Raw genomic sequence first — 24,128 nt, 5'->3', positions numbered from 1 at the left:
GTTGACTCGCTCTCACAGTATTGGCTGCCAGGGGCTGGGTAAATGCGCCGTGCCCTTCCCTCTGACAGGTTGCTGACGTACGGCGCCCGCGCAGCCAGGTCATGTTCGCACCGCTGAAAATATATGGCATATGCAGGCTTCCATCCTGCCCGCCTGGTTGCCGCATCCGGCAGTGAACGGCGCCCCTCATTTCCATCCGCTCTTGCCGCCTCAGCTTATTGCCATGCAGATGGGCTGAATGTTATTTCAATGGCTCGCTTGTGGCTCACTTCAGGCATATTTTTGGTCTTATGAAAAGCCCTTCCCCAAGCCGAAAAATAAATAGCTATGCAAAACCGGGATAATATCCTGCAAGTTGGTCAGATTTATTAACCTGGGATTTACAGCTGGTAACTTGAATCGACGCAAATAAAGGCACCATCAGCCGCCTGCATGGCAAAAAGTGGGAGCCCCATCACCTTTATTGCTCTTTCTGGTCATGCATTGAATAGCAAAGTGAATATATTTCACTCTGTTGAGCCACCTCATAGAAACCGGATCCCGGTTTGCATCCGCTGGCGAACGCCCCCTAGAATCCTCCCGTCTGAATCATCAAGCCGATTTATTTCTCCCTTATCCGTTTGCACGCGCCGGCGGCACCGGCACAAGGCTTTACACAGTGATGACCATGGTCCCCTGCCCTCGTCGCCCTGCGGCGGGAATGGGCAACTGTTGCCGCCATCATGGGTATCGCCCTGCGTGACGCATTCGGCCAGGGAAGAACAACGCGGCCTGACCCTACATCAAAAACGAAAAAGGAGTATCGCCATGAGTGGTACCATCATCAAGTCAGCCAGAAATACCGCCAGTGCACCGCAGGATCTGAGCCCCAGCACCCAGAGCGTGGCGTTCTCCCACTACAACAATATCTCCGCCCAACTGCCGGTCGACCCGAAAACGGGCGCGCTGGTCGCAGGGGATATCAAGGCGCAGGCCAGACAGTGCCTCACCAATATCAAGGCCATCGTCGAGAGCATCGATCATGTGATGGATGACGTGGTCAAAATCACGGTGTTTCTCAAAGAGATTGCCGATCTCGACGCGGTCAACGCCGTCTATGGCGAGTTCTTCCCGCGCTTGCTGCCGACTCGCACCGTGCTGGCGGTGGCCGGTCTGCCGCTCGGCGCCGCCGTGCAGATGGACGCGCTCATCTCCAACGGTGAAGGCACCTTCCCGCAAGCCCCCTGCCCGCTGCTGAAGCTCTCCCGCAACAGCGACAAGGCGCCGCAGGATCCGCTCTCGACCCATACCGTCGCCTTCTCCCACTACAACAATATCGGTGCCCAGCTGCCGGTCGATGCCGCGTCGGGCCAGCTGGTCGCCGGTGGCATCCAGCAGCAGGCTGGCCAGTGCCTGCGCAATATCAAGCACGTGCTGGAGAGCATCGATGTGCCGTTTGACGATATCGTCAAGGTCACCGTCTATCTGACTGATCTGGCCGATCTGGACGCCGTCAACGAGGTCTACACCACCTTCTTCCCGGACTCCGCCATTGCCCGTGCCGTCGCCTACCTGCCGGCGCGCAGCGTGATCGTGGCCTCCGCCCTGCCGCTGGGCGCCCGGGTGCAGATGGATGCGGTCATCTCCCACGGTGACGGCACCCCGCCGCAGCTGGTGGAAGACAGACACAATCTGGTGATCAGCGCCCGCAATACCGACAAGGCACCGCGCAGCCCGCTGCACACCCAGACTGTCGCCTTCTCCCACTACAACCACATCGCCGGCCAGCTGCCGGTTGATCTGGCCACCGGCAAGATCCTGACCGGTTGTGTCAAGGAGCAGACCGCCCAGTGCCTCGGCCATATCAAGACCATCGTCGAGAGCATCGGCCACGTGATGGACGATATCGTCAAGGTCAATATCCAGGTGAAGAACATCGCGGATCTGGCGGACGTGGATGCCATCTACACCAAATACTTCCCGGCCTATCTGCCCGCCCGCACCGTGATTGGTGTGAGCGAGCTGCCCGCCGGCGCCCTGGTGCAGATTGATGCGGTGATGTCCAACGCGGAAAGTACCCCGCCGCAGGCATAAGACATGCCCTGAATAATAAAAAGAGACCGGCTGAATGCCGGTCTCTTGTTTGGTAACAGGAAGGGATATTATGGCATCGACGCAGATATGCGAACGTTCGATGACGCTTCGCCAATCGAACCTGCGGGCCAATAACACGCTATCGAATATGGTGCTTTAGTTCAGCTTCCCACTGTTTGAACAATGTAAAGTCACTCTCGGCTCGACTCTTGGCTGCCGTGAACCATTGCACCCCTACCTCATCAGAATGCCTGAACTCCAACCGAAACTCATACTTGGTACTTATCACCAGTGCCAGACATGCACCAATCAAAAATGCAATAGCAGGAAGAATCCATGTAATAACCTGACCTTGTGCATCCGTTGGCACAAATATGAAAAGTAAACTGGAAGCAATGGCCCCCAACATAATCATATTGAGTATTTTGTCTCTCCAGGAAAGGACCCGAACCTGTACATTCGATATTCTTCCTAGATCGTAGCTGTCCTTATTTACTTGTAGTTTCTGTGCTGACTGATTGATGACAATGGAACAAGACATGGGAAACTCCATTTCAGATATACGTCACATGACATTTTTATAATCAAGAACTCTTCATGAAAAACTGACCGCCATCCCGACAACCCTGCTGCATGACACCAAGCAGCCAGCAACCATCAAATAGCCCGAACGTTGCCAACCAGGCTTGTTCAATGGACGCTACCGAATATTGGTTTATGCCTTGTAATGACGGGGGTAAGCCGCCCAACATGGTATCGTATGACGCCAAACTTGAAAGCAAATTCAAAAGAAAAAGGGAGATTGATCAAATAATCGATCTGAATACCTCCCGTATCGGCCCACACACTATTTCGTCATACCCAAGCAGCCATAAAAAACGCCCTCCATCTTGCGATGGAGGGCGTTTTATCGTTCCGGCTATTGAGTCAGCTTGACCCAATATTCAGCGATTACAGGGATTCAGCAGTCGCAACCACGTTTTCCACGGTAAAGCCGAATTCCTTGAACAGCAGCTCGGCCGGCGCAGACTCACCGAAGGTGGTCATGCCGATGATCTTGCCGCCAAAGCCCACGTACTTGTACCAGTAGTCGGCGATACCGGCTTCGATGGCCACACGCTTGGTGACGGAGGCCGGCAGGACAGACTCTTTGTACTCGGCAGACTGGGCGTCGAACACGTCGGTGGCCGGCATGGAGACCACGCGCACGGCACGGCCCTTGGCAGTCAGCTGCTCATAGGCGGCAACGGCCAGTTCCACTTCGGAACCGGTGGCGATCAGGATCAGCTCAGGCTTGCCAGCACAATCCTTCAGCACGTAGCCACCCTTGGCGGTGTCGGCCAGTTGCTGGGCGCTGCGGTCCATCTGGGCCAGGTTCTGACGAGAGAAGATCAGCGCAGTCGGGCCGTCGGTACGCTCGATGGCGTGCTTCCAGGCGATGGCGGATTCAACCTGGTCACACGGGCGCCAGGTGCTCATGTTCGGGGTCAGACGCAGGGAAGCGATCTGCTCGACCGGCTGGTGAGTCGGGCCATCTTCACCCAGACCGATGGAGTCGTGGGTGTAAACGAAGATGGCGCGCTGCTTCATCAGGGCGGCCATGCGCAGGGCGTTGCGGGCGTATTCCATGAACATCAGGAAGGTGGCGCCGTAGGGGATGAAACCACCGTGCAGGGCGATACCGTTCATAATGGCGGACATGCCGAACTCGCGTACACCGTAGTGGATGTAGTTGCCGGAGGCATCGTCGTTGGTCAGGGACTTGGAACCGGACCACATGGTCAGGTTGGACGGCGCCAGGTCGGCAGAGCCACCCATGAACTCCGGCAGCAGCTTGCCGAAGGCTTCCAGCGAGTTCTGGGACGCTTTGCGGGTCGCGATCTTGGCCGGGTTGGCTTGCAGGGTTTCGATGATCTTGGCGGATTCAGCGGCCCAGTTGGCCGGCAGCTCGCCAGCGGTACGGCGCTTGAATTCGGCAGCCAGGGTCGGGTGAGCGGCTTCATAGGCGGCAAACTTGGCAGCCCAGTCGGCTTCCAGTTTGGCGCCCTTCTCCTGACCGTTCCACTCGGCAGCGATGTCGGACGGGATAACGAACGGCGCGTGGTCCCACTTCAGGAAGGCACGGGCGGCGGCGATCTCGTCATTGCCCAGCGGTGAACCGTGGCAGTCGTGGGAGCCGGACTTGTTCGGGGAACCGTAACCGATGATGGTGCGGCAGCAGATCAGGGTCGGCTTGCCGGTCTCGGCCTTGGCGGCTTCGATGGCAGCGTTGATCGCTTCCGGGCTGTGGCCGTCAACGGCGGCAATCACGTGCCAGCCGTAAGCTTCGAAGCGCTTGACGGTGTCGTCGGTGAACCAGCCTTCCACGTGACCGTCGATGGAGATGCCGTTGTCATCCCAGAACGCGATCAGTTTGCCCAGTTGCAGGGTACCGGCCAGGGAGCAGGCTTCGTGGGAGATACCTTCCATCAGGCAGCCGTCGCCCATGAAGGCGTAGGTGTAGTGGTCGACGATGTCGTGACCCGGCTGGTTGAACTGCTCGGCCATGGCCTTCTCGGCGATCGCCATGCCCACGGCATTGGTGATGCCCTGACCCAGCGGACCGGTAGTGGTTTCAACGCCCGGCGCGTAACCGTACTCCGGGTGACCCGGGGTGCGAGAGTGCAGCTGGCGGAAGTTTTTCAGATCGTCGATGGAGAGGTCATAACCGGAGAGGTGCAGCAGGGAGTACAGCAGCATGGAGCCGTGGCCGTTGGAGAGAATGAAACGGTCGCGGTCGGCCCACTTGGGGTTGTTCGGGTTATGTTTGAGGTGGCTGCGCCACAACACTTCGGCGATATCCGCCATTCCCATGGGGGCGCCCGGGTGACCGGAGTTGGCTTTTTGAACGGCATCCATACTCAATGCGCGAATGGCATTGGCAAGCTCTTTACGAGAAGGCATCTGTATCTCCTGCGATTGCTTCATTTGATGGCCAAGATTAAGGCGCGTTATTGTCCCAGCAGGGGGCGCGGCGTGCAAATATTATCTGGGCGAATAAAGTGGCTTTGGGAGCTCAATCGCTTTTCTTGACAGGGCAAACGATTGAGCCGTAACCGCTTTACACCCCAAATGGGGTAAAGCGCGGATCTTGTTCGGCCAGGGGGCGGTAAAACCAAAATAGTGCTGGCAATCGAGGGGGGCGCTAACTAAAATGGACGTCCAGATGTAGATACCTCTACAATCATCCTATCATCACCCGGTTATTGCTGCGGCGATAACCCCAGACAAGCTGAGAATCCCATCATGGCAAAGCTGTTTACTTCCGAGTCGGTCTCCGAAGGCCATCCCGACAAGATTGCGGACCAGATCTCCGATGCGGTCCTGGACGCCATCCTCAAGCAAGACACCAAGGCCCGTGTCGCCTGCGAGACCCTGGTCAAGACCGGCATGGTCATGGTGGCCGGTGAAGTAACCACCACCGCCTGGGTAGACATCGAGCAGATCGTGCGCGACACCGTGCGCGACATCGGCTACACCCACTCCGACATGGGCTTCGACGCCGACTCCTGCGCCGTGCTGAACGCCATCGGCAAGCAGTCCCCGGACATCAACCAGGGCGTTGACCGCAGCGATCCGCTGGAGCAGGGCGCGGGCGACCAGGGCCTGATGTTCGGCTACGCCACCAACGAAACCGACGTGCTGATGCCGGCCCCCATCACCTACTCTCACCTGCTGGTGAAGCGTCAGGCTGAAGTGCGCAAGAACGGCACCCTGCCGTGGCTGCGCCCGGATGCCAAGAGCCAGCTGACCTTCGCCTACGACGACTCAGGCAAGATCATCGGTGTGGATGCCGTGGTTCTGTCTACCCAGCACGCCGAGTCCATCAGCCACAAGGATCTGGTGGAAGCGGTGCGCGAAGAGATCATCAAGCCGGTACTGCCGGCCGAGTGGGTCAACAAGGACACCAAATACTTCATCAACCCGACCGGCCGTTTCGTCATCGGCGGCCCGATGGGTGACTGCGGTCTGACCGGTCGCAAGATCATCGTCGACACCTACGGCGGCATGGCCCGTCACGGTGGTGGCGCCTTCTCCGGCAAGGATCCGTCCAAGGTTGACCGCTCCGCTGCCTACGCCGCCCGCTACGTGGCCAAGAACATCGTCGCCGCCGGTCTGGCCGATCGCTGTGAAATCCAGATCTCCTACGCCATCGGCGTGGCCGAGCCGACCTCCATCAGTGTCGAAACCTTCGGCACTGCCAAGGTGGCCGAGGATCTGCTGGTCAAGCTGGTACGCGAGCACTTCGAACTGCGCCCGTACGGCCTGATCCAGATGCTGGATCTGAAGCGCCCGATCTACCAGGCCACTGCCGCCTACGGTCACTTCGGTCGCAACGAGTTCCCGTGGGAACAGACCGACAAGGCCGAACTGCTGCGTTCCGCCGCCGGTCTGTAAGCGTCACGCTTGTGGTATAAAGGGGAGCCTGGCTCCCCTTTTGCTTGTCCGCCATTTGCCGAGAACCCGATGTCCGTCACCGCTACCCGCCTCGACTCTGCCCTGCACCAGCAGTTGCTCGCCCGTGTCGATGCCTGTTTTGTGCAGGCCGAAGCGCGCCTTGGCCGCCCCTTTCCCCGCCCGCAAGTCCATTGCAACATGCGTGGCCGGGCGGCAGGGTCGGCGCGGCTGCAAACCTGGGAGCTGCGCTTCAACCCGGCCCTCTATCAGGCCAACCAACAGGCGTTTCTGGCCGAGGTGGTGCCCCACGAGGTGGCCCACCTGCTGGTTTATGCCCTTTGGGGTGAACATAGCGGCGAAGGGCGTGGCAGATCGCGGGTGCTGCCTCACGGCCGCCAGTGGCAATCGGTGATGCGGGAGGTGTTCGGCCTTGAGCCCAGAACCACCCATAGCTTCGATCTGGCGGTCCTGGCGCAGCCGACCATCCCCTATCGCTGCCTCTGCCAGCAGCATCAGCTGTCGGTGCGCCGCCACAACAAGGTGGTGCGCGGCGAGGCTCGCTACCACTGCCGCAGCTGCAAGCAGCCGCTGGAACGGGCTGGCTCGTCGCAGTAAGCCAGCCGGTGTTGCGTCCCTGTGCTAGGGTGCCTCTCTGCTTTTTCCGCCAACCATCTCATTGCCAAGGATCACCATGTTTCGTCCCCTGCTCTCTCTCGCCCTGACCCTGCTGGTCAGTCTGCCCCTGCATGCCCAGACCTTTCGCGCCGCCAAACAGGATCTGAACCGCCTCTATCAGGATCACCCGGTTACCTTCTATTGCGGCTGCAAGATTGACTATCAGGGCAAGAAAATGAGCCCGGATCTGGCCAGCTGCGGCTATGAGCCGCGCAAGCAGCCCAAGCGCGCCGCCCGCATCGAGTGGGAGCACGTGGTACCGGCCTGGGAGTTCGGCCACCAGCTTCAGTGCTGGCAGCAGGGCGGTCGCAAGAATTGCGGCAAAAGCGACGAGTTCAACCAGATGGAGGGGGACATGCACAACCTCTTCCCCGCCATCGGCGAGGTGAACGGCGATCGGGCCAACTTCCGCTTCTCCGACTGGAATGGCACCCCGGATCAGTACGGCCAGTGCCGGATGCTGGTGGACTTCAAAAATCGCCAGGTGCAGCCGCCCAAGGGGCCGGTACGTGGCCAGATCGCCCGCGCCTACCTCTACATGAGCCAGCAGTATGGGCTGCGTCTGGCGGCGCAACAGCGTAAACTGTTCGAAGCCTGGGACAGGCAGTACCCGGCCGACGGCTGGGAGTGCGAGCGCAACCGCCGCATCGGCAAGCTGCAGGGCAATACCAACCCCTTTATTGAAAAGCAGTGCCGATAACCCCATCTATGGGCACAAGGGATTTAAACCCCCTCTTCTTGAACCAGAGACTGACACTGAGCCATGCGCATTCCACGTATCTATGAACCGGCCGCCCTGCAGGTGGGCCAGACCCTCGCCCTGTCGGAAGACGGTGCCAACCACATCGGCCGGGTGCTGCGCATGCAGCCGGGTCAGCAGCTCGAGCTGTTCAACGGCGACGGCAACCAGTACCCCGCCACCATCGCCAACGTCGGCAAGAAGTCGGTGGAAGTGACCATCGACAGTTGCGACACCCGCTCGGTGGAATCCCCGCTGGCCATCCACTTGGGTCAGGTGATCAGCCGCGGCGACAAGATGGACTTCACCATCCAGAAATCGGTGGAGCTGGGCGTCACCTGCATCACCCCGCTCTTCTCCGAGCGCTGCGGCGTCAAGCTGCCGGCCGATCGACTGGAGAAAAAACGCGAGCAGTGGCAGAAGGTGGTGATCAGCGCCTGCGAGCAGTGCGGCCGCAATACCGTGCCCGAGGTGCGCATGCCGATGGAACTAGACGCCTGGCTGGCGGAAGAGACTCAGGAGCTCAAGCTCAACCTGCACCCGCGCGCCCCTTACAGCATCAACACCCTGCCAATCCCTGAGCACGGCGTGCGCCTGCTGATCGGCCCGGAAGGGGGCTTGTCGAGCGACGAGATCGCCCGTACCGTGCAGGAAGATTTCAAAGAGATGCTGCTGGGGCCGCGGGTGCTGCGCACCGAAACCGCCGCCCTGACGGCGATTACTGCGCTGCAATGCCGATTCGGCGATCTCGCTTGATCCCATCGGCCGCATTGAGCAGCCGCACGGCAACCTCGATGCAGCCGCAAGCGGCCGATTACGCTGCGCTAATCGACCCTACAACCCCCTCGAGCCATTAAGAAGGAACAGCGGATGACCATTAAACTCGGCATCGTGATGGACCCCATCTCGGCCATCAACATCAAGAAGGACTCCAGCTTCGCCATGCTCGAAGAGGCGCAAAAGCGCGGCTACGAGCTGTTCTATCTGGAGATGAAAGACCTCTACATGGAGGGCGGTCGCGCCTTCGGTACCATGCGTCCGCTCACCGTCAAATATGACTATGCCGACTGGTACACGCTGGGCGAGGTAGTGGATCAGCCGCTCTCCAGCCTGGACGTGATCCTGATGCGCAAGGATCCCCCCTTCGACACAGAGTTCATCTACGCCACCTACATGCTGGAGCGGGCTGAGGATGAGGGCTGCCTCATCGTCAACAAGCCGCAGAGCCTGCGCGACGCCAACGAAAAGCTCTACACCGCCTGGTTTGCCGAGCACACCCCGACCACGCTGGTGACCCGCCGTGCCGACAAACTGCGCGCCTTCCACGCCAAGCACAAGGACGTCATCCTCAAACCGCTGGACGGCATGGGCGGCGCCTCCATCTTCCGCATGAAGGAGGATGACGCCAACGTCGGCGTCATCATCGAGACCCTCACCGAGCACGGCAGCCAGTACTGCATGGCGCAGACCTATCTGCCCGCCATCAAGGATGGTGACAAGCGGGTGCTGGTGGTGGACGGTGAGCCGGTGCCCTACTGCCTGGCTCGCATCCCGGCCCAGGGGGAGACTCGTGGCAACCTGGCGGCCGGCGGCCGTGGCGAGGCGCGCCCCCTGAGCGAAGCAGACTGGGCCATCGCCCGTGCGGTGGGCCCGACGCTGAAAGAGAAGGGGCTCATCTTCGTCGGTCTCGACATCATCGGCGATCGGCTGACCGAGATTAACGTCACCAGCCCGACCTGCATCCGCGAGATTGAAGCGGCCTTCGACGTGCACATCACCGGCATACTGATGGATGCCATCGAGCGTCGGCTGGCCAAGGCTTGAGCGGCTCCAGCCACGACTACAGACGATAAACTACAGAGGCGGCCCCGGGGCCGCCTCTTTTCTATCCTGTTTTTTTCCATCCTGCCTTTGCTCTTTCCTGCCTCTGCCCATCAGCAGCGGAACTGCCCCACCTTCACCTTGAGTTCGCTTGATAGCTGTTCCAGCTCGTGGCAGCTCTGGTTCAACTGGGAGGCGGCCTCTGTCGACTCGCTGGCGATGTGGGCGATATTGACCACGTTGCGGCTGATGTCCTCGGCCACCTTGCTCTGCTCCTCCGCCGCCGTGGCGATGTGGGTATTCATCTCGTTGATCACGTTGACCGAACTGACTATCTCGCCAAGCGCCTGACCGCAGGCCAGCACGGTGCGGTTGGACTGCTCCACCTGATCCAGTCCCAGCTCCATGCTGGACGCCGCCTGGGTAGCCCCCTGCTGCAGCTTGACGATGGTCTTGCCGATCTCCTCGGTGGATCGCTGGGTACGCTGGGCCAGGGTGCGCACCTCGTCGGCCACCACCGCAAACCCTCGCCCCTGATCGCCGGCCCGCGCCGCCTCGATGGCGGCATTGAGCGCCAGCAGGTTGGTCTGCTCGGCGATGCCGCGAATGGCGTCCATCACGCTGCTGATATTGCGGCTGTCATCAGCCAGCTGGGTGATCATGGCGGCGGTGTTCTGGATCTGGGACGACAACCCGGACATGCACTGGATGGCGTCCGCCACTATCTGGTGACCGTGCCGGGCAATCCCGTCGGCATGGCGCGCCGCATCGGCAGCGTTGTTGGAGCTGTTGGCCACTTCCGCCACGGTCGCGCTCATCTGGTTCATGGCCGTCGCGGTCTGATCGGTCTCGGCCTGCTGCTGGGCGAAGCGCTGGCGGCTCTCGACGCCGATATGGGCCAGCTGGGCCGACTCCCTGGCGAGCTGCTCCGCCATGCCGTTGATCTGGGTGATGAGCTCACGAAAATGGCAGATCACGTCGTTGAGGGAGTGGGACAGCCCGCCCATCTCGTCCTTACGCAGCACCGGTGCCAGCTTGCTCAGATCGAGATCCGTCTGCATGCCGCGCAAGATCCCGCCCATGGCAGCCAGGGGCTGGCTGACGCTGCGCCCGGCCCACACCCCGAAGAACAGGATGCAGGCGCCGCCGACCACCAGCAGCAAGATAAACAGCCGGTTGAGCTGTACCCTGAGCACGTTGAGCTCGGTCATGTTCTTCTCGGCCTCCTTCAGCTGATACTCCACCAGGGCGCTGATCCCGTCGCTGACCGGGTCGATCACCCGATAGAGTGGCATGATATGGGCGGCCAGCTGACCCTGATTGCTCCCCTGCATGTCGGCCAGGATCTGCATCACCGCCTCAATCTCCCGGTCTGCCGCCGCGAACAGCCCCTGCATCTGGTCGGCTTCCCGCTGCTCCGCCTGGCTCATCGGCTGGCTGCGGTAGCCCTGCCAGATGCGCTTGATCTCCTGCTGGGCGGCGCTCATGTCCGCGCGCGATCTGGCGGGGTCAAAGCCCCCCACATTGGCCTTGTTGGCCGCATCGATCACCTTGACCGCGTAGAGATCGGCGATCTGCTTGAGCTCCTTGAGCTGCACCACCTCCCCCTGATACATGCTGTTCATCCCTGCCATCAGCTGGGACATCGCCTGGATAGCCCCGATCACCAGCAGCACCAGTGCCAGCAGGGGTACCACACAGCCCAGGATCAACTTCTGTCTGATCGAAATACCTTCCATGGTGTTATCTCCATCCTGGCTGCGGCGGGGAACCGGCCCGCAAGCGGTAAAAAGCGGTTTTGCCCGCCTCGGCGAACTGCCATAATTGACCCAAATACCTTTGCAATATTTGGCCCATATGCAAACACTGCAAAATCACTTCCTGCTCGCCATGCCGAGCCTCTCCGATCCCTATTTCGAGCGTTCGCTGGTCTACCTGTGCGAACACAGCGAAGAGGGCGCCATGGGGCTGGTGGTCAACATCCCGGTGGACATGTCGCTGGATGCCATGCTGACCCAGCTCAAGCTGGCGCCGCCCCCCAGCCCCGAGCTCAAGCAGCCGGTGCTGCAGGGAGGGCCGGTGCACGCCGACCGCGGTTTCGTGCTGCACAGCTTCCGACCCGGCTTCAACTCCACCCTGCAGGTGGGGGATGAACTCATGGTCACCACTTCCAAGGATATATTGGAAACCCTGGGCACCGAGGAGGCCCCCGCCCACTGGCTGGTGGCGCTCGGGTATGCCGGCTGGAGTGCCGGCCAGCTGGAGCAGGAGCTGGTCGACGGTGCCTGGCTGGTGATACCGCCCAATCCGGATCTGGTGTTCAAGACCCCGATCCATCAGCGCTGGCAGCAGGCCGCCGCCAGCATAGGGGTCAACCCCATCCATCTATCCAGCGACATCGGCCACAGCTGATGCCGTTTGCCACGCATTTCGCGAGGCATTTTGAGGAATCAATGCAATGTCATCACGCAGTATCATGGGCTTTGACTACGGCACCAAAAGCATAGGGGTGGCCATCGGTCAGGAGCTTACCGGCACGGCCCAGCCCCTGCGCGCCATCAAGGCCAACGACGGCATCCCCAACTGGGACGACATCGACAAGCTGCTCAAGGAGTGGCAACCGGATCTGCTGGTTGTCGGCCTGCCGCTCAACATGGACGGCACCGAGCAAGAGATCACGGTGCGGGCCCGCAAATTCGGCAACCGGCTGCACGGCCGCTTCGGCAAACAGGTGGAGTTCAAGGACGAGCGGCTCACCACCACGGATGCGCGGGCGCGTCTGTTCGAGCGGGGAGGTTATCGGGCGCTGGAGAAAGGCAGCGTGGACGGGGTCTCCGCCCAGCTGATCCTGGAAGCCTGGATGGAAGAGCAGTACGGTTGACAGACGGGGGAGAGGCAGGTCAATCCTGCCCCTCCCCCATGCCTGCATCAGGCCTTGGCCTGTTGCGAGAGCAGATCCTCCCCTTCTTCACCCTGACCGGCATGCATCATGCGGTTGAGCCAGGGCACCATCAGCGCCATCACCACCGCCACCAGCAGCGTCACCAGCCCAATCTTGCCAAACACGTCCGTGTAGATTGGCAGGGTCTGCAGCGGATCGGTCACCCCTTGCGGCACGGCGGTAAAGGTCGCCACATAGCCTCCCAGCAAAGAGGCCATCGCCTGGGTCAGGAACCACATCCCGAGGATGAAGCCCATCAGCCGCTGCGGCACCAATGCCGCCACCATGGCCAGCCCCAGGGCGCTGATCATCAGCTCTCCCAGACTCTGGAACAGATAAATGAGCACCATGAACCAGGGTGAGGTGAGCCCCTGTGCATCGGCAAACCAGATGCCGGACGCCGCCGCGGTGAGAAAGCCGAGGGAGCAGAACAGCATGCCCAGGGTGAACTTGAGGGGCATGGTGAGATCCCGCCCCTTGCTGCCCAGCCGGGTATAGATCATCGCCAGCACCGGGCTGCCCACCACCACCCAGAAGGGGTTGAGCGCCTGGAAGCTGATGGGGTTGACGCTCATCCCCAGCATCTCGTGATGCATGTTGTTGATGGCAAAGAAGTTGAGCGAGGTCGGCATCTGGGCGTAGAGCACGTAGAACACCACGGCTTCCAGCATCAGCACGAAGGCCACGTACATCTTGTTGCGGGCCACCGCATCGAGCTTGAAGGCCTCGCGAAAGAAGAAGATCACCACGGCCAGGGTCACCGTCATCAGCACCATGTTGGCGATCACCACGTGGTGCATCAGCCAGGCGCAGAAGAAGACCAGCGCCACCGATCCCAGCAAGACCAGCAGCAGCTTGCCGTAATCGAGCGGCAGATGGTCGGGCTCGGAGCCGATGTCCCTGACCATGTGACGACAGGCGAAGAAGGTCAGCAGCGCGATGACCAGGCCCACCCCGCACAGGTTGTAGGTCACCGTATAGCCGTAGTGATCGGCGATGACCGGCGCCAGCGACAGCGAGATGAGCGAGCCGATGTTGATCGACATGTAGAACAGGGTGAAGGCCCCATCCAGCCGGGGATCGCCGCGCTCATAACACTTGGCGAGCAGGCTGGCGGGGTTGGCCTTGAACAGGCAGTTGCCGACCGCGATGGTGCCCAGTGCATAGAAGATGAGGTCGGGATTGTAGATGGACATGCCGGTCATGAAATAGCCGATGACCAGCACGATGGCCCCCAGCACCATGGTGCGTTTGGTGCCCAGCACGTGGTCGCCCACATAGCCACCCACCGAGATGAGGCCATATACCAGCGCCGAGAAGGCACCGAAGGTGATGAACGACTGCTCCTGTGAAAATCCCAGCTGCTGGACGAAGAACACCGCTAGGATCCCCTGGACGCCGTAATAACCGAAGCGCTCCCAGAGTTCGACGAAGAAGATCATGAAAAAGGGTTTGGGCTGTTGCAACAACCCGGTCGGGGCCGATGGACGCATGCTAACCTACCTGTCTTGGTGTTTTTTATTGGTGTGATATGGGGCCGCCGCACGGATAAGTGTGCACGGGCACCTCTGTCTGTGGTGATCACCACTGTGCTCGCAGCGGCGGATGGTCAGCTGGCAGGGCTGGGAATAAGCCGGATGGCTCCTGACACGATAAGGTGGGGGATCGGGCGACTTCATGCCCGGCACAATATTCCGCAGGCGTTTGGCAACGGGCTGGCAGCTGTTTGCACCCGTCATCGCACACCGTACACTCTCGCGACAATTGTAAAAGCCGAAAAATCGACAGATGGCATGATAAGACACTGCTATTAACGCAAACCAATAGCCGATCACACTTCACTTGTTGCAATAGGTGAAGTTTTCTAATGAAACCACATTAGTTTTATTGGTGCAAACGGATCTGTTTTTCCCGCTGCCAACCCTCTATGCATAAAAAAACGCCGGACTGGCCGGCGTTTTTCAATATGGTGTTGGCGACCCGTGGGCCGTCCGCCAAGTGTGGCGGATCAAGGGGCCAGCTGGCTCAAAATGGCATGGGCCGCGCTGATCCTGGCTTCGTTGGGGTAGTTGCGGTTGGCCAGCATGACGATGCCGATCCCTTTGGCAGGCACGAAGGCCACGTAGGCACCAAAGCCGTTGGTCGAGCCGGTCTTGTTGTAGAGTCGCGCCCCCCCCGTCTCTTGGGACGCGGCAACAGGTTTGACCGGGTTGGCATTGTAAATCACCGCCGAGGAGTTGCCCGCCAGCAGCGTCTGCTCGCTGACGGGATAGGTGTAACTCTCCCAGCCCAGCCCCTGGGTCATCTCGCCGACCGAGTAGCGTCCTTGGTGGGTCAGGGAGATGGCCTGCTGCAACGCCTTGTCATCAACCCCGCTGATATTGGCCTTCACGAAGGCGAGCAGATCCGCCGAGCTGGTCTTGATGCCGTAGGCCTCGTCGGCCAGCATGCCGGGATTGACCCTGATGGACTTGTCCTCTTTCGAATAGCCATAGGCGTAGTCCCCCATGGCCTGCTTCGGCACTTCGAGATAAGTGTGATGCAAGCCGAGCCCGGGCAGCAGGGTCTGCGCCATCAACTGGGCAAACGGCTGCTGCAGACTGCTCGCCGCCAGATAGCCGAACAAGCCGATGCTGGGGTTGGAGTACTGGCGATGGCTGCCCGGCTGATAGGCCGGCGTCCACTGGCGATAGTAAGCCTGCATCTGTTCGACCGATTCCACCTCGTCGGGGAATTGCAGCGGCAGCCCCCCGGCGCTGTAGGTGGCGAGTTCCGCCATGGTGACACCATCAAAGGCGGAGCCCTTGAGCCAGGGCGCGTGCCGGCTCACCTTGTCCTCCAGCCCAATCGCCCCCTTGACCACGGCGTAGGCACCCAGGGTGGCGGTATAGGTCTTGCTGACCGAACCAATCTCGAACAGGGTCTGCTCGCTGACCTTCTTCCCGGCCGCCATATCGGCCAGCCCATAGTTGAAGTAGTGGGCCTGCCCCCCCTTCAGTACGGCGACCGCCATGCCCGGGATCCTGTGCTGCTTGAGCATGGGGCGGATGGCGTCATCCACCACAGCGTTCAGCGGATCAACGGGGGCCGCCAGGGAGAGCGGGGCAAGCAGCAGGGTGCCGAGGGCCGGCAGTGGCAGGGATCTGGTCTGTTTCATGGCAAAAATCTCAGTATGTTCAGGAGCTGTCAGCCTAACCGGCCTGCGTGTGCCGGGCATGAGCCTGGGTGAAGTCTGTGTGAAGTCACCCACCAAATCATCCAGATTCAATGAGTTATCCATGACTTGCCCCTCTTGCCCGGCAACGGGCGTATAAGCTGTAGGGGCGGCATCACACAGGGAGGCGCACGTGCAGACACAACCACAGATAACCCGGCTGCTGACGGCACTGGAGCAGGTGATCCTCGGCAAGCCGTTGCAACTCAAGATAGCGCTGGTGACCCTGCTGGCTCGCGGCCACCTGCTGATCGAGGATCTGCCCGGCATGGGCAAGACCACCCTGGCCCACGCCCTGGCGCAGGTGCTGGGGCTCGACTGCCGGCGGGTGCAGTTCACCGCCGATCTGCTGCCGGCCGACCTGCTGGGGCTGCAGATCTTTGACCCCCACCAGCAGCAGTTTCGCTTTCATCCGGGCCCCGTCTTTACCCAGGTACTGCTGGCGGACGAGATCAACCGCGCCAGCCCCAAGGTGCAGAGCGCCCTGCTGGAGGCCATGGCCGAAGGCAAGGTGAGCATAGAGGGAGAGAGCCACCCGCTGCCCGCCCCCTTCTTCGTCATCGCCACCCAGAACCCGGCGGATCAGGCGGGCACCTACCCCCTGCCAGAATCCCAGCTCGATCGCTTCGCGGTGCGCCTCTCCCTCGGTTTTCCCACCCCGGAAGCGGAGCGGCGACTGCTGCGCGGGGCCAGCCAGAGCGCGCCCCTCGAGCGGCAGCTGAGCGCCGCCGAGCTGGCTGCCCTGCAGGCCGAGGCGGCGCAGATCCACCTCTCCGATGCCAGTCTCGACTACCTGCTGGCGCTGGTGCAGCAGAGCCGCTTCGACGCCGACCTGCCGCAACCGCTCTCACCCCGCGCCGCCCAGACCCTGCTGGCGGTGAGCCGGGCCTGGGCGCTGGTGGCGGGCCGCCGCTTCGTCAGCGTGGAGGATGTTCAGGCGGTCTTCCCCTACGTGGCCGAGCACAGGCTCAGGGGCAGCTTTGGGGTGCAGCGTGGCGAAGCCTGCCCGCTGAGCCAGCGCCTGCTGGCCCGGGTCGATCCGGATCGCCCCTGATGAACTGGCGCCAGCGCAGGGCCAGTTGGCAACAAGGCTGGCTGGCCCGGCGCATCCCGCCGGCCCGCCAGATCACCCTGCAGGGGCGCTGCCTGTTCATCCTGCCCACCCGGCTCGGCCTCTGGTATCTGCTGGTGATGCTGGCCATCTATCTGCTCGGCACCAACTACCAGAACAACCTGGTGTTGCTGGTGGCCTACGGCCTCGGCAGCCTGTTCATGGTCACCATGTGGCTCACCCACCGCAACCTGCTGGGGTTGTCTCTGCTGGGGGGGGCCACCGTGCTGGGAGAGGCGGGCAGCCCCCTGCCCATGCCCATCACGGTGCGCAGCGAACGGCCGCTGCAGGCACTGCAATTTTCCCTCAATGAAGGGCGGCTCTGGCTGGCGCAGGTGGATGCGGTGCCGCAACCCCTGCTCCTGCCGGTGCTGGGCCCTCGGCGCGGACGCCTGCCGCTGGAGAGGCTGCGGGTGGAGAGCCGCTACCCCCTCGGCCTGTTTCGCTGCTGGACGCTGCTGGACCTGCAGCTGGAGGGCTGGCTCGCGCCGGCCCCCGAGTACGGTCCCCTGCGCGGGGAGGCGACGGCCGATGCGGCGGGCAACCGGGGGCAGCCCACCCCGGCCTCGATGGGGGATTTCGACATGCTGCGGGCCCACCAGAGCGGGGAGCCGCTGAGCCGGGTCGCCTGGAAGCAGCTCGCCCAGGGACGCGGCCTGCTGGTGAAGCAGTTCTGCGAGCCGGGGCAGGATGATACCCACCTCAGCCTGCAGCGGGTCGGCGGCCGGGATCTGGAGCAGCGGCTGGCGGTGCTCGCCTGGTGGTGTGACGACTATACCAAACGGGGCATTCCCTTCAGCCTGACGCTGGCGGGCCGGACGCTCGGGCCGGACAGCGGGGCCGCCTTTTTGCAGCGCTGCCGGCTGGCGCTGGCCCGCGTCGATGCCATAGAGCCGACGCAGGAGGTCGACCTCGATGTTGCTCGATAACCGGCGCCTGCTACCGCTGCTCGCCCTGCTGCAACTGCTGCTGATCCCGGCACTCTGGCCCCAGCTGCAACTCTGGGTGGTGGCCGTTTCACTGCTCACCCTGGGCGGGCGGGCCATGATGCTGTGGCGGGGCTGGCGTCCGCCGCCTGCCGCCGCACTGGCACTGCTGGCCATGCTGGGTGTGGCGCTGCTTGGCTGGCAGTGGCGCCAGCTCGGCACCCTGCCGGCCCTCATCAACCTGCTCTGGCTCGGCTACGGCCTCAAGCTCATCGAGGTACGGCGAGAGCGGGATGTGGAGCAGGTGCTGCTGCTCGCCTTCTTTCTCGTCGCGCTGGCGCTGGTGCAGCGGCAAAGCATGGGGTGGGCCCTGGCGATGACGGGGGCGCTCTGGCTGGCGGTCACCACCTTGCTGGCGGCGGTGCAGCCCCTCGGCCAGCGGCTGTGGCGCCGGGCCGGGCTCATCCTGCTGCTGGCCATCCCCCTGCTGCTCACCCTGTTTCTGCTGCTGCCAAGGCTGGCACCGCTCTGGCAGATGCCGAACAGCAGCCGCGCCCTCTCCGGCCTCTCGGAGGAGGTGGCCCCCGGCGACATCAGCGAGCTGGTCAACTCCTCCGAGCTGGCCTTTCGCATCACCTTCGCCGCCGCCCCGCCCCCGCCAGAGGAGCGCTACTTCCCGCTGATGCGCCAGGAGCGGTTCGATGGCCGGCGCTGGTTGCTCAGCGAGCAGGTGCGCCGCTGGCAACAATCCCAATCCGTGCAGATGCAGCCGGCGGCCAACCCGGCGACCCCACTGCCGGCCGGCAGCTATCAGGTGATCGCCGAGCCCCAGCGCCTGCGCTGGACCCTGGCCCTGGCCAACCCCGAGGTGTTGAGCGGCCCGGTCACCTTGAGCCCCCTCGCCACCCTCTATCGCCAGGATCGGGGGGATGGCCGCGTCAGTTACCGGGTCAGCACGGCCGCCATGGCGCCACCTGCCGATGAAACTGCCCGTCACCTCAACCTGCAGTTGCCCGCCGGTGGCAACCCCAAGGCCAGGGCCCACGCCCTGGCGCTCAAGGCCCGCCATCCGACGCCGGAGGCGCTGGCCGCCGCCCTGCTGGGCGAGTTTCGCCAGGGCGACTTCTACTACACCCTGCAGCCGCCGCGGCTGGGACAAGACGGGGTGGATGACTTTCTGTTCGAGAGCCGGCGCGGCTTTTGCGGTCACTACGCCACGGCCACCGCCTTCGTGCTGCGGGCGGCCGGCATCCCGGCCCGGCTGGTGACCGGCTACCTCGGCGGCGAGTGGAATCCGAGGGGCAACTACCTGGAGGTGCATCAGTTTGATGCCCACGCCTGGGTGGAGTATCTGGATGAGCAGAACCGCTGGCAGCGGCTCGATCCCACCGCCGCAGTGGCCCCCCAGCGCATCGAGGGGGGCATGCCGGCGGCCCTTGGCGGCGAGTTCGCCGCCGCTGACCCCCTCTCCTTGCAGCGCTATCGCAACTGGGCCCTGCTCAACCAGTTGCGCTGGTGGGGGGCCAATCTCGACTACCAATGGACCCGCTGGGTGCTCAACTATGATGCCGCCAGCCTGTGGCAGCAGCTGGGACAACGCTGGCCGGTGCTGGCCGGCCATACTCACTGGCTGATCCTGGCCGCCCTGCTGGGGGTGGCCAGCCTGGTGGGTGGCCTGCTGATCTGGCGCGGCCCCGCTCCGCTACCCCTGCGGCTATGGCAGCCCCTGCGCCGGCGCGCCGCCCACCATGGCTGGCAGCCCTTGGCGGGGGAGAGCCTGGCCAGCTGGTGCGAGCGCCTCGCCGACCTCAGACCCTCTCTCGCGCGGCCACTGCAACAGGGCGCCTGGCTCTACCGGCGCTGGCGTTATGCCCCCTTGTCGGCTGCACAGCGCCACCGCACCTTGCGCCAGCTACGGCGGCGGTTACGCCAGATCTGCCGGCGCTGGGATGCCCGCCACTGACGGCAGTGCAGCGTCAACACACCTTGCGCCAGCTGCGGCGACGACTGCGCCAAATCTGCCGGCGCTGGGATGCCCACCACTGACACGCCCAAACGAAAGGGGAGCCAGTGGCTCCCCTTGTTGTCAGACAACGGCGACTGCGAGGCTTATGCCTGCTTGCTGTTTTGCGCCGGATTGTCCCAGATCCCCTCTTCCAGCTGGCTGCGGATCTCGGGGTACTTGTTGGCGTCGAAGGTGGGCACCTTGCCCAGCTTGAGCTGGTCGTTGTAGTCCCGCGCCAGCTTGATGGCCACCCCGGAGAGCAGCAGAATCGCCACCAGGTTGACGATGGCCATCAGCCCCATGGAGACGTCCGCCATGGCCCACACGGTCGGCAGCTCGCCCACCGAGCCGAACATCACCATGCCCAGCACGAACATCCGGAACAGCATCAGGCCGCCCTTGTGGTTGTGCTCGAGGAACACCAGGTTGGTCTCGGCGTAGGAGTAGTTCGCCACGATGGAGGTGAAGGCGAAGAAGAAGATGGCCGCCGCGATGAAGATGTTGCCACCGCCACCGATCTGGGAGGAGAGCGCCCTTTGGGTCAGCTCCACCCCGGTGATGCCGGAGCCCGGTTCAAACTGGCCGGACATCAGGATGATGGCGGCAGTACAGGTACAGATGACGATGGTATCGAGGAACACCCCCAGCATCTGCACATAGCCCTGGGAGGCCGGGTGCGGCGGATAGGGCGTCGCGGTTGCGGCGGCGTTGGGAGCGGAGCCCATACCGGCTTCGTTGGAGAAGAGACCGCGCTTGATGCCGTTGATCATCGCCTGGGAGATGGCGTAGCCCAGCGCACCGGAGCCGGCCTGCTCAAGACCGAAGGCAGACTTGATGATCAGGCTGAACACCCCCGGCAGCTCGCTGATGTTCATGGCCACCACGAACAGCGCCATCAGGATGTAGGCCAGCGCCATGAAGGGCACGACCAGCTCGGCGAAACGGGCGATGCCGCGAATGCCGCCGAAGATGATGAGACCGGAGAGAACCACCAGCGCCAGACCGCTGACCCAGTCGGGGATGCCGAAGGCCACGTTCATCGCCAGGCTGATGGAGTTGGCTTGTACCGCGTTGAACACCAGACCGAACGCCAGGATCAGGCAGAGCGAGAACAACACCCCCATCCAGCGCATGCCGAGCCCCTTCTCCATGTAGTAGGCGGGGCCGCCACGGTAGTTGCCGTCCTCATCCTTGACCTTGTAGAGCTGGGCCAGGGTGCTCTCGACGAAGGCGGTCGCCATGCCGATGAAAGCGATCAGCCACATCCAGAAGATGGCACCCGGGCCACCCAGATAGATGGCCACCGCCACCCCGGCCAGATTGCCGGTACCCACGCGGGCGGCAAGGCTGGTACAGAGGGCCTGGAAAGAGGAGATGCCGGCGTTGTCTGATTTGCGGCTGTTGCGCAAGACGGAGAACATGTGGCCGAAGTGGCGGATCTGGATAAAACCCAGGCGGAAGGTGAAGAAGATGCCGACGCCGATGAGCAGGTAGATGAGCACGGCTCCCCACATCAGGTCGTTAATCATTGCGATCAAGGTGTCCATATTTCTCTCGTTGTTATCACATCCATGGTCAGTCTGCGCTGACCCCTTGCTGTCTGTTTCTGAATTTGCGGTTCACTAAAGGGGCGGAATCTAGCATAGCGAGGGAGTTCAGAATAGTGATCGGGATCACTGCGGAAACAAAAAACGAGCGATCCAGTGCATTAAAGCTTCATTTAACTCGCAAAATTTCAACAAAACTGAGAATCCAATCAATCAGCCGACAAATTAGACCCAAAAGAGCACTTTTTGGCAATTATCTACATAGAGGTAGAGCAAGCAGAGAAGGGGGCAAACCATTACGCAAGCGTTTATCCATCCGGGTAGCCAAAACCCCCTTGTTTCGCCAAACGTTTTACACGTAATAAAATTTCAAGAGGCTGATCTGACAATTTGTGTGATCGATGCCACAAAACCGATAATCAACCAAAAAAGTTGTTTTTGGCGGCCGCTAAATTCACTCTGGCAAAAATGATAAAAGTCGTTTTTTATCAAATACTTTTAGCCACTCTTTCCCACTGCGGCCAGGGAGTGGCTGATAAGCATACAGCCCCCCCTATTGCAGGATGAGCCACATCCGTATTAATTAGGCAGGCAATGACGATGGGGCACACCCATCGCGCTTTTCTGAGCCTGAGTCGCCGGGATTTTGTAATTTTATTTCAGAACTGTCGTCTCACGCCCGCCACCCCCGAGCCAGCACCCTTTGCAAGAGAGTGCGCCCTCATAAAGAGATGATATTTGCCATGGCCGATAAATTAACCCAGCTGAAAGCCCTGACCACAGTTGTCGCCGACACCGGTGATATCGAAGCCATCAAGCGCTACCAGCCCATCGATGCCACCACCAACCCCTCTCTGGTGTTGAAGGCATCCGAGATCCCCGAATACGCGGCGCTGATCGAAGACGCCATCAACTGGGCCAAAGCCCAGAGCCAGGACAAGGCACAGCAAATCATCGACGCGGGCGACAAGCTGGCGGTCAACATCGGCCTGGAAGTGCTGAAAATCGTCCCGGGCCGCATCTCCACCGAAGTGGATGCCCGTCTCTCCTTCGATACCCAGGCCAGCATCGCCAAGGCCCGCAAACTGATCCGTCTCTACAACGAAGCCGGTATCAGCAACGATCGCATCCTGATCAAGCTGGCCTCCACCTGGGAAGGCATCCGTGCCGCCGAGGTGCTGGAGAAAGAGGGTATCCAGTGCAACCTGACCCTGCTGTTCTCCTTCGCCCAGGCCCGTGCCTGTGCCGAAGCCGGCGCCTTCCTGATCTCCCCGTTCGTCGGTCGCATCCTCGACTGGTACAAGGCCAAGCACAACCGTGACTACACCGCCAGCGAAGATCCGGGCGTGGTTTCCGTCACCTCCATCTACGACTACTACAAGCAGCACGACTACCCGACCGTGGTCATGGGCGCCAGCTTCCGCAACACCGGCGAGATCCTGGAACTGGCCGGCTGCGACCGTCTGACCATTGGCCCGGCCCTGCTGGAAGAGCTGAGCAAAACCGAAGGCGCCGTGGTCCGCAAGCTGAACTACACCGGCGAGCGCAAAGCCAAACCGGCTCCGATGACCGAAGCCGAATTCCGCTGGGAACTGAACCAGGACGCCATGGCCCACGAGAAGCTGGGCGAAGGCATCCGCATGTTTGCCATCGACCAGGGCAAGCTGGAAACCATGCTGGCCAGCCGCCTCTGATGAGAGCCGTCATGAGCCGATGAAAACCGGGTTCCCGCAAGGGAACCCGGTTTTTTTATGAGCGTCGGACCCTTGTCATGTGTTCGTCACGAAAACGTTTTATTTTCAATGCCGTTATGTTATACGGATGGTGAAAACGAGAATAACCAAGGAGGGAGCCATGGAAATGTTCAACTTCGAATATGACGATGTAGTTGAGCTCGGTTCACGTAGCCGCGGGACAACGGGAAAGAAACGTAAATGGCGTGAGATTGAGGCGTTGAAAGACAAACACCGCCTGCAGAAGGAGCTGCAATCCATCGACATCGCCTACGAAGGTCTCTCAGACGAGATCGAACTGTAAAAACAAGGCCCCGGTTAACCGGGGCCTTGTTTTTTAAGAGAGTGTTTCCCCTCAGGAAGAGAGCGGCAGCGATAGACGCTTGGCCAGTGCCTGAAAGTGCTGGCTGATCTCGGGCCCGAACAGCGGATCCCCGATGGCGCGGTTCTGCCAGATCTGTTCGAGGTGACGCCAGTCATCCTCGGTCAGCGAGTCGCGCAGATGGGGGAAGATGACCCCCTCCTCGTAGTTCATGTGCGCCTCCTGCAGCGCCACGAACTGCTCCAGCTTGGCGGTAAACTGATCGAGCGGGATCACCGCATCCATCAGGATCATCTCCACCATCTCCTTGAGTTCGGCGCCGGCCTCCAGCAACTTGGCATGCTCGGCCTGAAGCCGGTTGGCAACGTCCCCCTCCACGACCCGGTACTTGAGGTAGTAGTCATAAATGATGTCTTCCTTCGGATGGTGATACTTGTCCGACACCTCCCTCAGGTAATCCACCACATCGCGGATCAGGAAATAGCTGACCCGCTGTTCATCGCGAATGGCGGCGAGCTTGTGTTTGAGCAGATCCAGCAACCTGGCGATGTTGAGATGGTCCTTGTGCAGACTGGCTAGCATGG

General features: G+C 61.6%; 20 protein-coding genes. 13 read left to right on the top strand and 7 right to left on the bottom strand.

Features of this window, described 5'->3' with window-relative positions:
- Nucleotides 1-807 precede the first annotated feature (807 nt).
- Complete coding sequence (locus PG881_RS01630; protein ID WP_270797841.1) at nt 808-2,073, top strand: RidA family protein; 1,266 nt, start codon at nt 808-810, stop codon at nt 2,071-2,073.
- Nucleotides 2,074-2,212: 139 nt separating this feature from the next.
- Here the strand turns inward: PG881_RS01630 and PG881_RS01625 are convergent, their stop codons facing one another.
- Both PG881_RS01625 and tkt read right to left on the bottom strand, forming a co-directional pair.
- Nucleotides 2,213-2,614: a hypothetical protein gene (locus PG881_RS01625; protein ID WP_270797840.1), complete on the bottom strand. Its 402-nt coding sequence runs from the start codon at nt 2,612-2,614 to the stop codon at nt 2,213-2,215.
- A 410-nt stretch (nt 2,615-3,024) separates the two neighbouring features.
- A complete protein-coding gene (gene tkt, locus PG881_RS01620; protein ID WP_016351585.1) occupies nt 3,025-5,016 on the bottom strand; it encodes a transketolase in 1,992 nt (663 codons plus the stop codon).
- Nucleotides 5,017-5,358: 342 nt separating this feature from the next.
- Between tkt and metK the strand changes: the two genes are divergently transcribed.
- The 5 genes from metK (at nt 5,359) to gshB (ending at nt 9,748) form a co-directional block, all read left to right on the top strand.
- On the top strand, nt 5,359-6,510 hold the full coding sequence (gene metK, locus PG881_RS01615; RefSeq protein ID WP_270797839.1) for a methionine adenosyltransferase: 1,152 nt from the start codon (nt 5,359-5,361) through the stop codon (nt 6,508-6,510).
- 69 nt (nt 6,511-6,579) lie between these two features.
- The gene (locus PG881_RS01610; RefSeq protein ID WP_270797838.1) at nt 6,580-7,125 is read left to right on the top strand and encodes a SprT family zinc-dependent metalloprotease; all 546 of its coding nucleotides are present in this window, start codon (nt 6,580-6,582) and stop codon (nt 7,123-7,125) included.
- 76 nt (nt 7,126-7,201) lie between these two features.
- Entirely contained in the window at nt 7,202-7,885 is a 684-nt protein-coding gene (locus PG881_RS01605; protein ID WP_060390007.1) for an endonuclease, read from the top strand.
- A gap of 63 nt (nt 7,886-7,948) precedes the next feature.
- On the top strand, nt 7,949-8,680 hold the full coding sequence (gene rsmE, locus PG881_RS01600; RefSeq protein ID WP_029304178.1) for a 16S rRNA (uracil(1498)-N(3))-methyltransferase: 732 nt from the start codon (nt 7,949-7,951) through the stop codon (nt 8,678-8,680).
- Nucleotides 8,681-8,794: 114 nt separating this feature from the next.
- A complete protein-coding gene (gene gshB / locus PG881_RS01595; RefSeq protein WP_270797837.1) occupies nt 8,795-9,748 on the top strand; it encodes a glutathione synthase in 954 nt (317 codons plus the stop codon).
- Between the two features lie 110 nt (nt 9,749-9,858).
- Here the strand turns inward: gshB and PG881_RS01590 are convergent, their stop codons facing one another.
- Nucleotides 9,859-11,484, bottom strand: a complete 1,626-nt coding sequence (locus tag PG881_RS01590; RefSeq protein ID WP_270797836.1) for a methyl-accepting chemotaxis protein — start codon at nt 11,482-11,484, stop codon at nt 9,859-9,861.
- A 118-nt stretch (nt 11,485-11,602) separates the two neighbouring features.
- Here PG881_RS01590 and PG881_RS01585 point away from each other — a divergent pair, with 118 nt between their 5' ends.
- Both PG881_RS01585 and ruvX read left to right on the top strand, forming a co-directional pair.
- Complete coding sequence (locus tag PG881_RS01585) at nt 11,603-12,157, top strand: YqgE/AlgH family protein (protein ID WP_016351591.1); 555 nt, start codon at nt 11,603-11,605, stop codon at nt 12,155-12,157.
- 46 nt (nt 12,158-12,203) lie between these two features.
- A complete protein-coding gene (ruvX, locus tag PG881_RS01580) occupies nt 12,204-12,626 on the top strand; it encodes a Holliday junction resolvase RuvX (RefSeq protein ID WP_011706917.1) in 423 nt (140 codons plus the stop codon).
- Between the two features lie 47 nt (nt 12,627-12,673).
- Here the strand turns inward: ruvX and dtpB are convergent, their stop codons facing one another.
- Entirely contained in the window at nt 12,674-14,179 is a 1,506-nt protein-coding gene (gene dtpB / locus PG881_RS01575; RefSeq protein ID WP_011706918.1) for a dipeptide/tripeptide permease DtpB, read from the bottom strand.
- 515 nt (nt 14,180-14,694) lie between these two features.
- Complete coding sequence (ampC, locus tag PG881_RS01570) at nt 14,695-15,843, bottom strand: FOX/MOX family class C beta-lactamase (RefSeq protein WP_270797835.1); 1,149 nt, start codon at nt 15,841-15,843, stop codon at nt 14,695-14,697.
- 190 nt (nt 15,844-16,033) lie between these two features.
- Between ampC and PG881_RS01565 the strand changes: the two genes are divergently transcribed.
- Genes PG881_RS01565 through PG881_RS01555 form a run of 3 tightly spaced genes read left to right on the top strand, consistent with a single transcriptional unit; the run spans nt 16,034 to nt 19,900 of the window.
- Nucleotides 16,034-16,954 (top strand): AAA family ATPase, encoded by a 921-nt coding sequence (locus tag PG881_RS01565; RefSeq protein ID WP_270797834.1) that lies wholly within the window; start codon nt 16,034-16,036, stop codon nt 16,952-16,954.
- Entirely contained in the window at nt 16,954-17,940 is a 987-nt protein-coding gene (locus PG881_RS01560; protein WP_270797833.1) for a DUF58 domain-containing protein, read from the top strand. The genes PG881_RS01565 and PG881_RS01560 overlap by 1 nt, the downstream gene beginning before the upstream one ends.
- Complete coding sequence (locus PG881_RS01555; protein WP_270797832.1) at nt 17,927-19,900, top strand: transglutaminase family protein; 1,974 nt, start codon at nt 17,927-17,929, stop codon at nt 19,898-19,900. Before PG881_RS01560 ends, PG881_RS01555 begins: the two co-directional genes overlap by 14 nt.
- Before the next feature lie 146 nt (nt 19,901-20,046).
- On the opposite strand, the gene PG881_RS01550 is transcribed toward PG881_RS01555, so the two are convergent.
- Nucleotides 20,047-21,489: an alanine/glycine:cation symporter family protein gene (locus PG881_RS01550; protein ID WP_011706925.1), complete on the bottom strand. Its 1,443-nt coding sequence runs from the start codon at nt 21,487-21,489 to the stop codon at nt 20,047-20,049.
- Nucleotides 21,490-22,232: 743 nt separating this feature from the next.
- Between PG881_RS01550 and tal the strand changes: the two genes are divergently transcribed.
- Both tal and PG881_RS01540 read left to right on the top strand, forming a co-directional pair.
- Nucleotides 22,233-23,183 carry a transaldolase gene (tal, locus tag PG881_RS01545; RefSeq protein ID WP_016351598.1) on the top strand — a complete coding sequence of 317 codons (951 nt, stop codon included), beginning with the start codon at nt 22,233-22,235 and terminating at the stop codon, nt 23,181-23,183.
- A 160-nt stretch (nt 23,184-23,343) separates the two neighbouring features.
- On the top strand, nt 23,344-23,526 hold the full coding sequence (locus PG881_RS01540) for a DUF3545 family protein (protein WP_016351599.1): 183 nt from the start codon (nt 23,344-23,346) through the stop codon (nt 23,524-23,526).
- 51 nt (nt 23,527-23,577) lie between these two features.
- Here PG881_RS01540 and PG881_RS01535 read toward each other — a convergent pair whose 3' ends face one another.
- On the bottom strand, nt 23,578-24,126 hold the full coding sequence (locus tag PG881_RS01535) for a hemerythrin domain-containing protein (protein ID WP_011706927.1): 549 nt from the start codon (nt 24,124-24,126) through the stop codon (nt 23,578-23,580).
- Nucleotides 24,127-24,128 lie beyond the last annotated feature (2 nt).

The sequence above is a fragment of the Aeromonas sp. QDB54 genome, from assembly GCF_027707385.1.
In the GTDB taxonomy this organism is placed as follows: Bacteria; Pseudomonadota; Gammaproteobacteria; order Enterobacterales; family Aeromonadaceae; genus Aeromonas; species Aeromonas hydrophila.
This window is presented reverse-complemented; position numbering and strand designations above follow the sequence as displayed.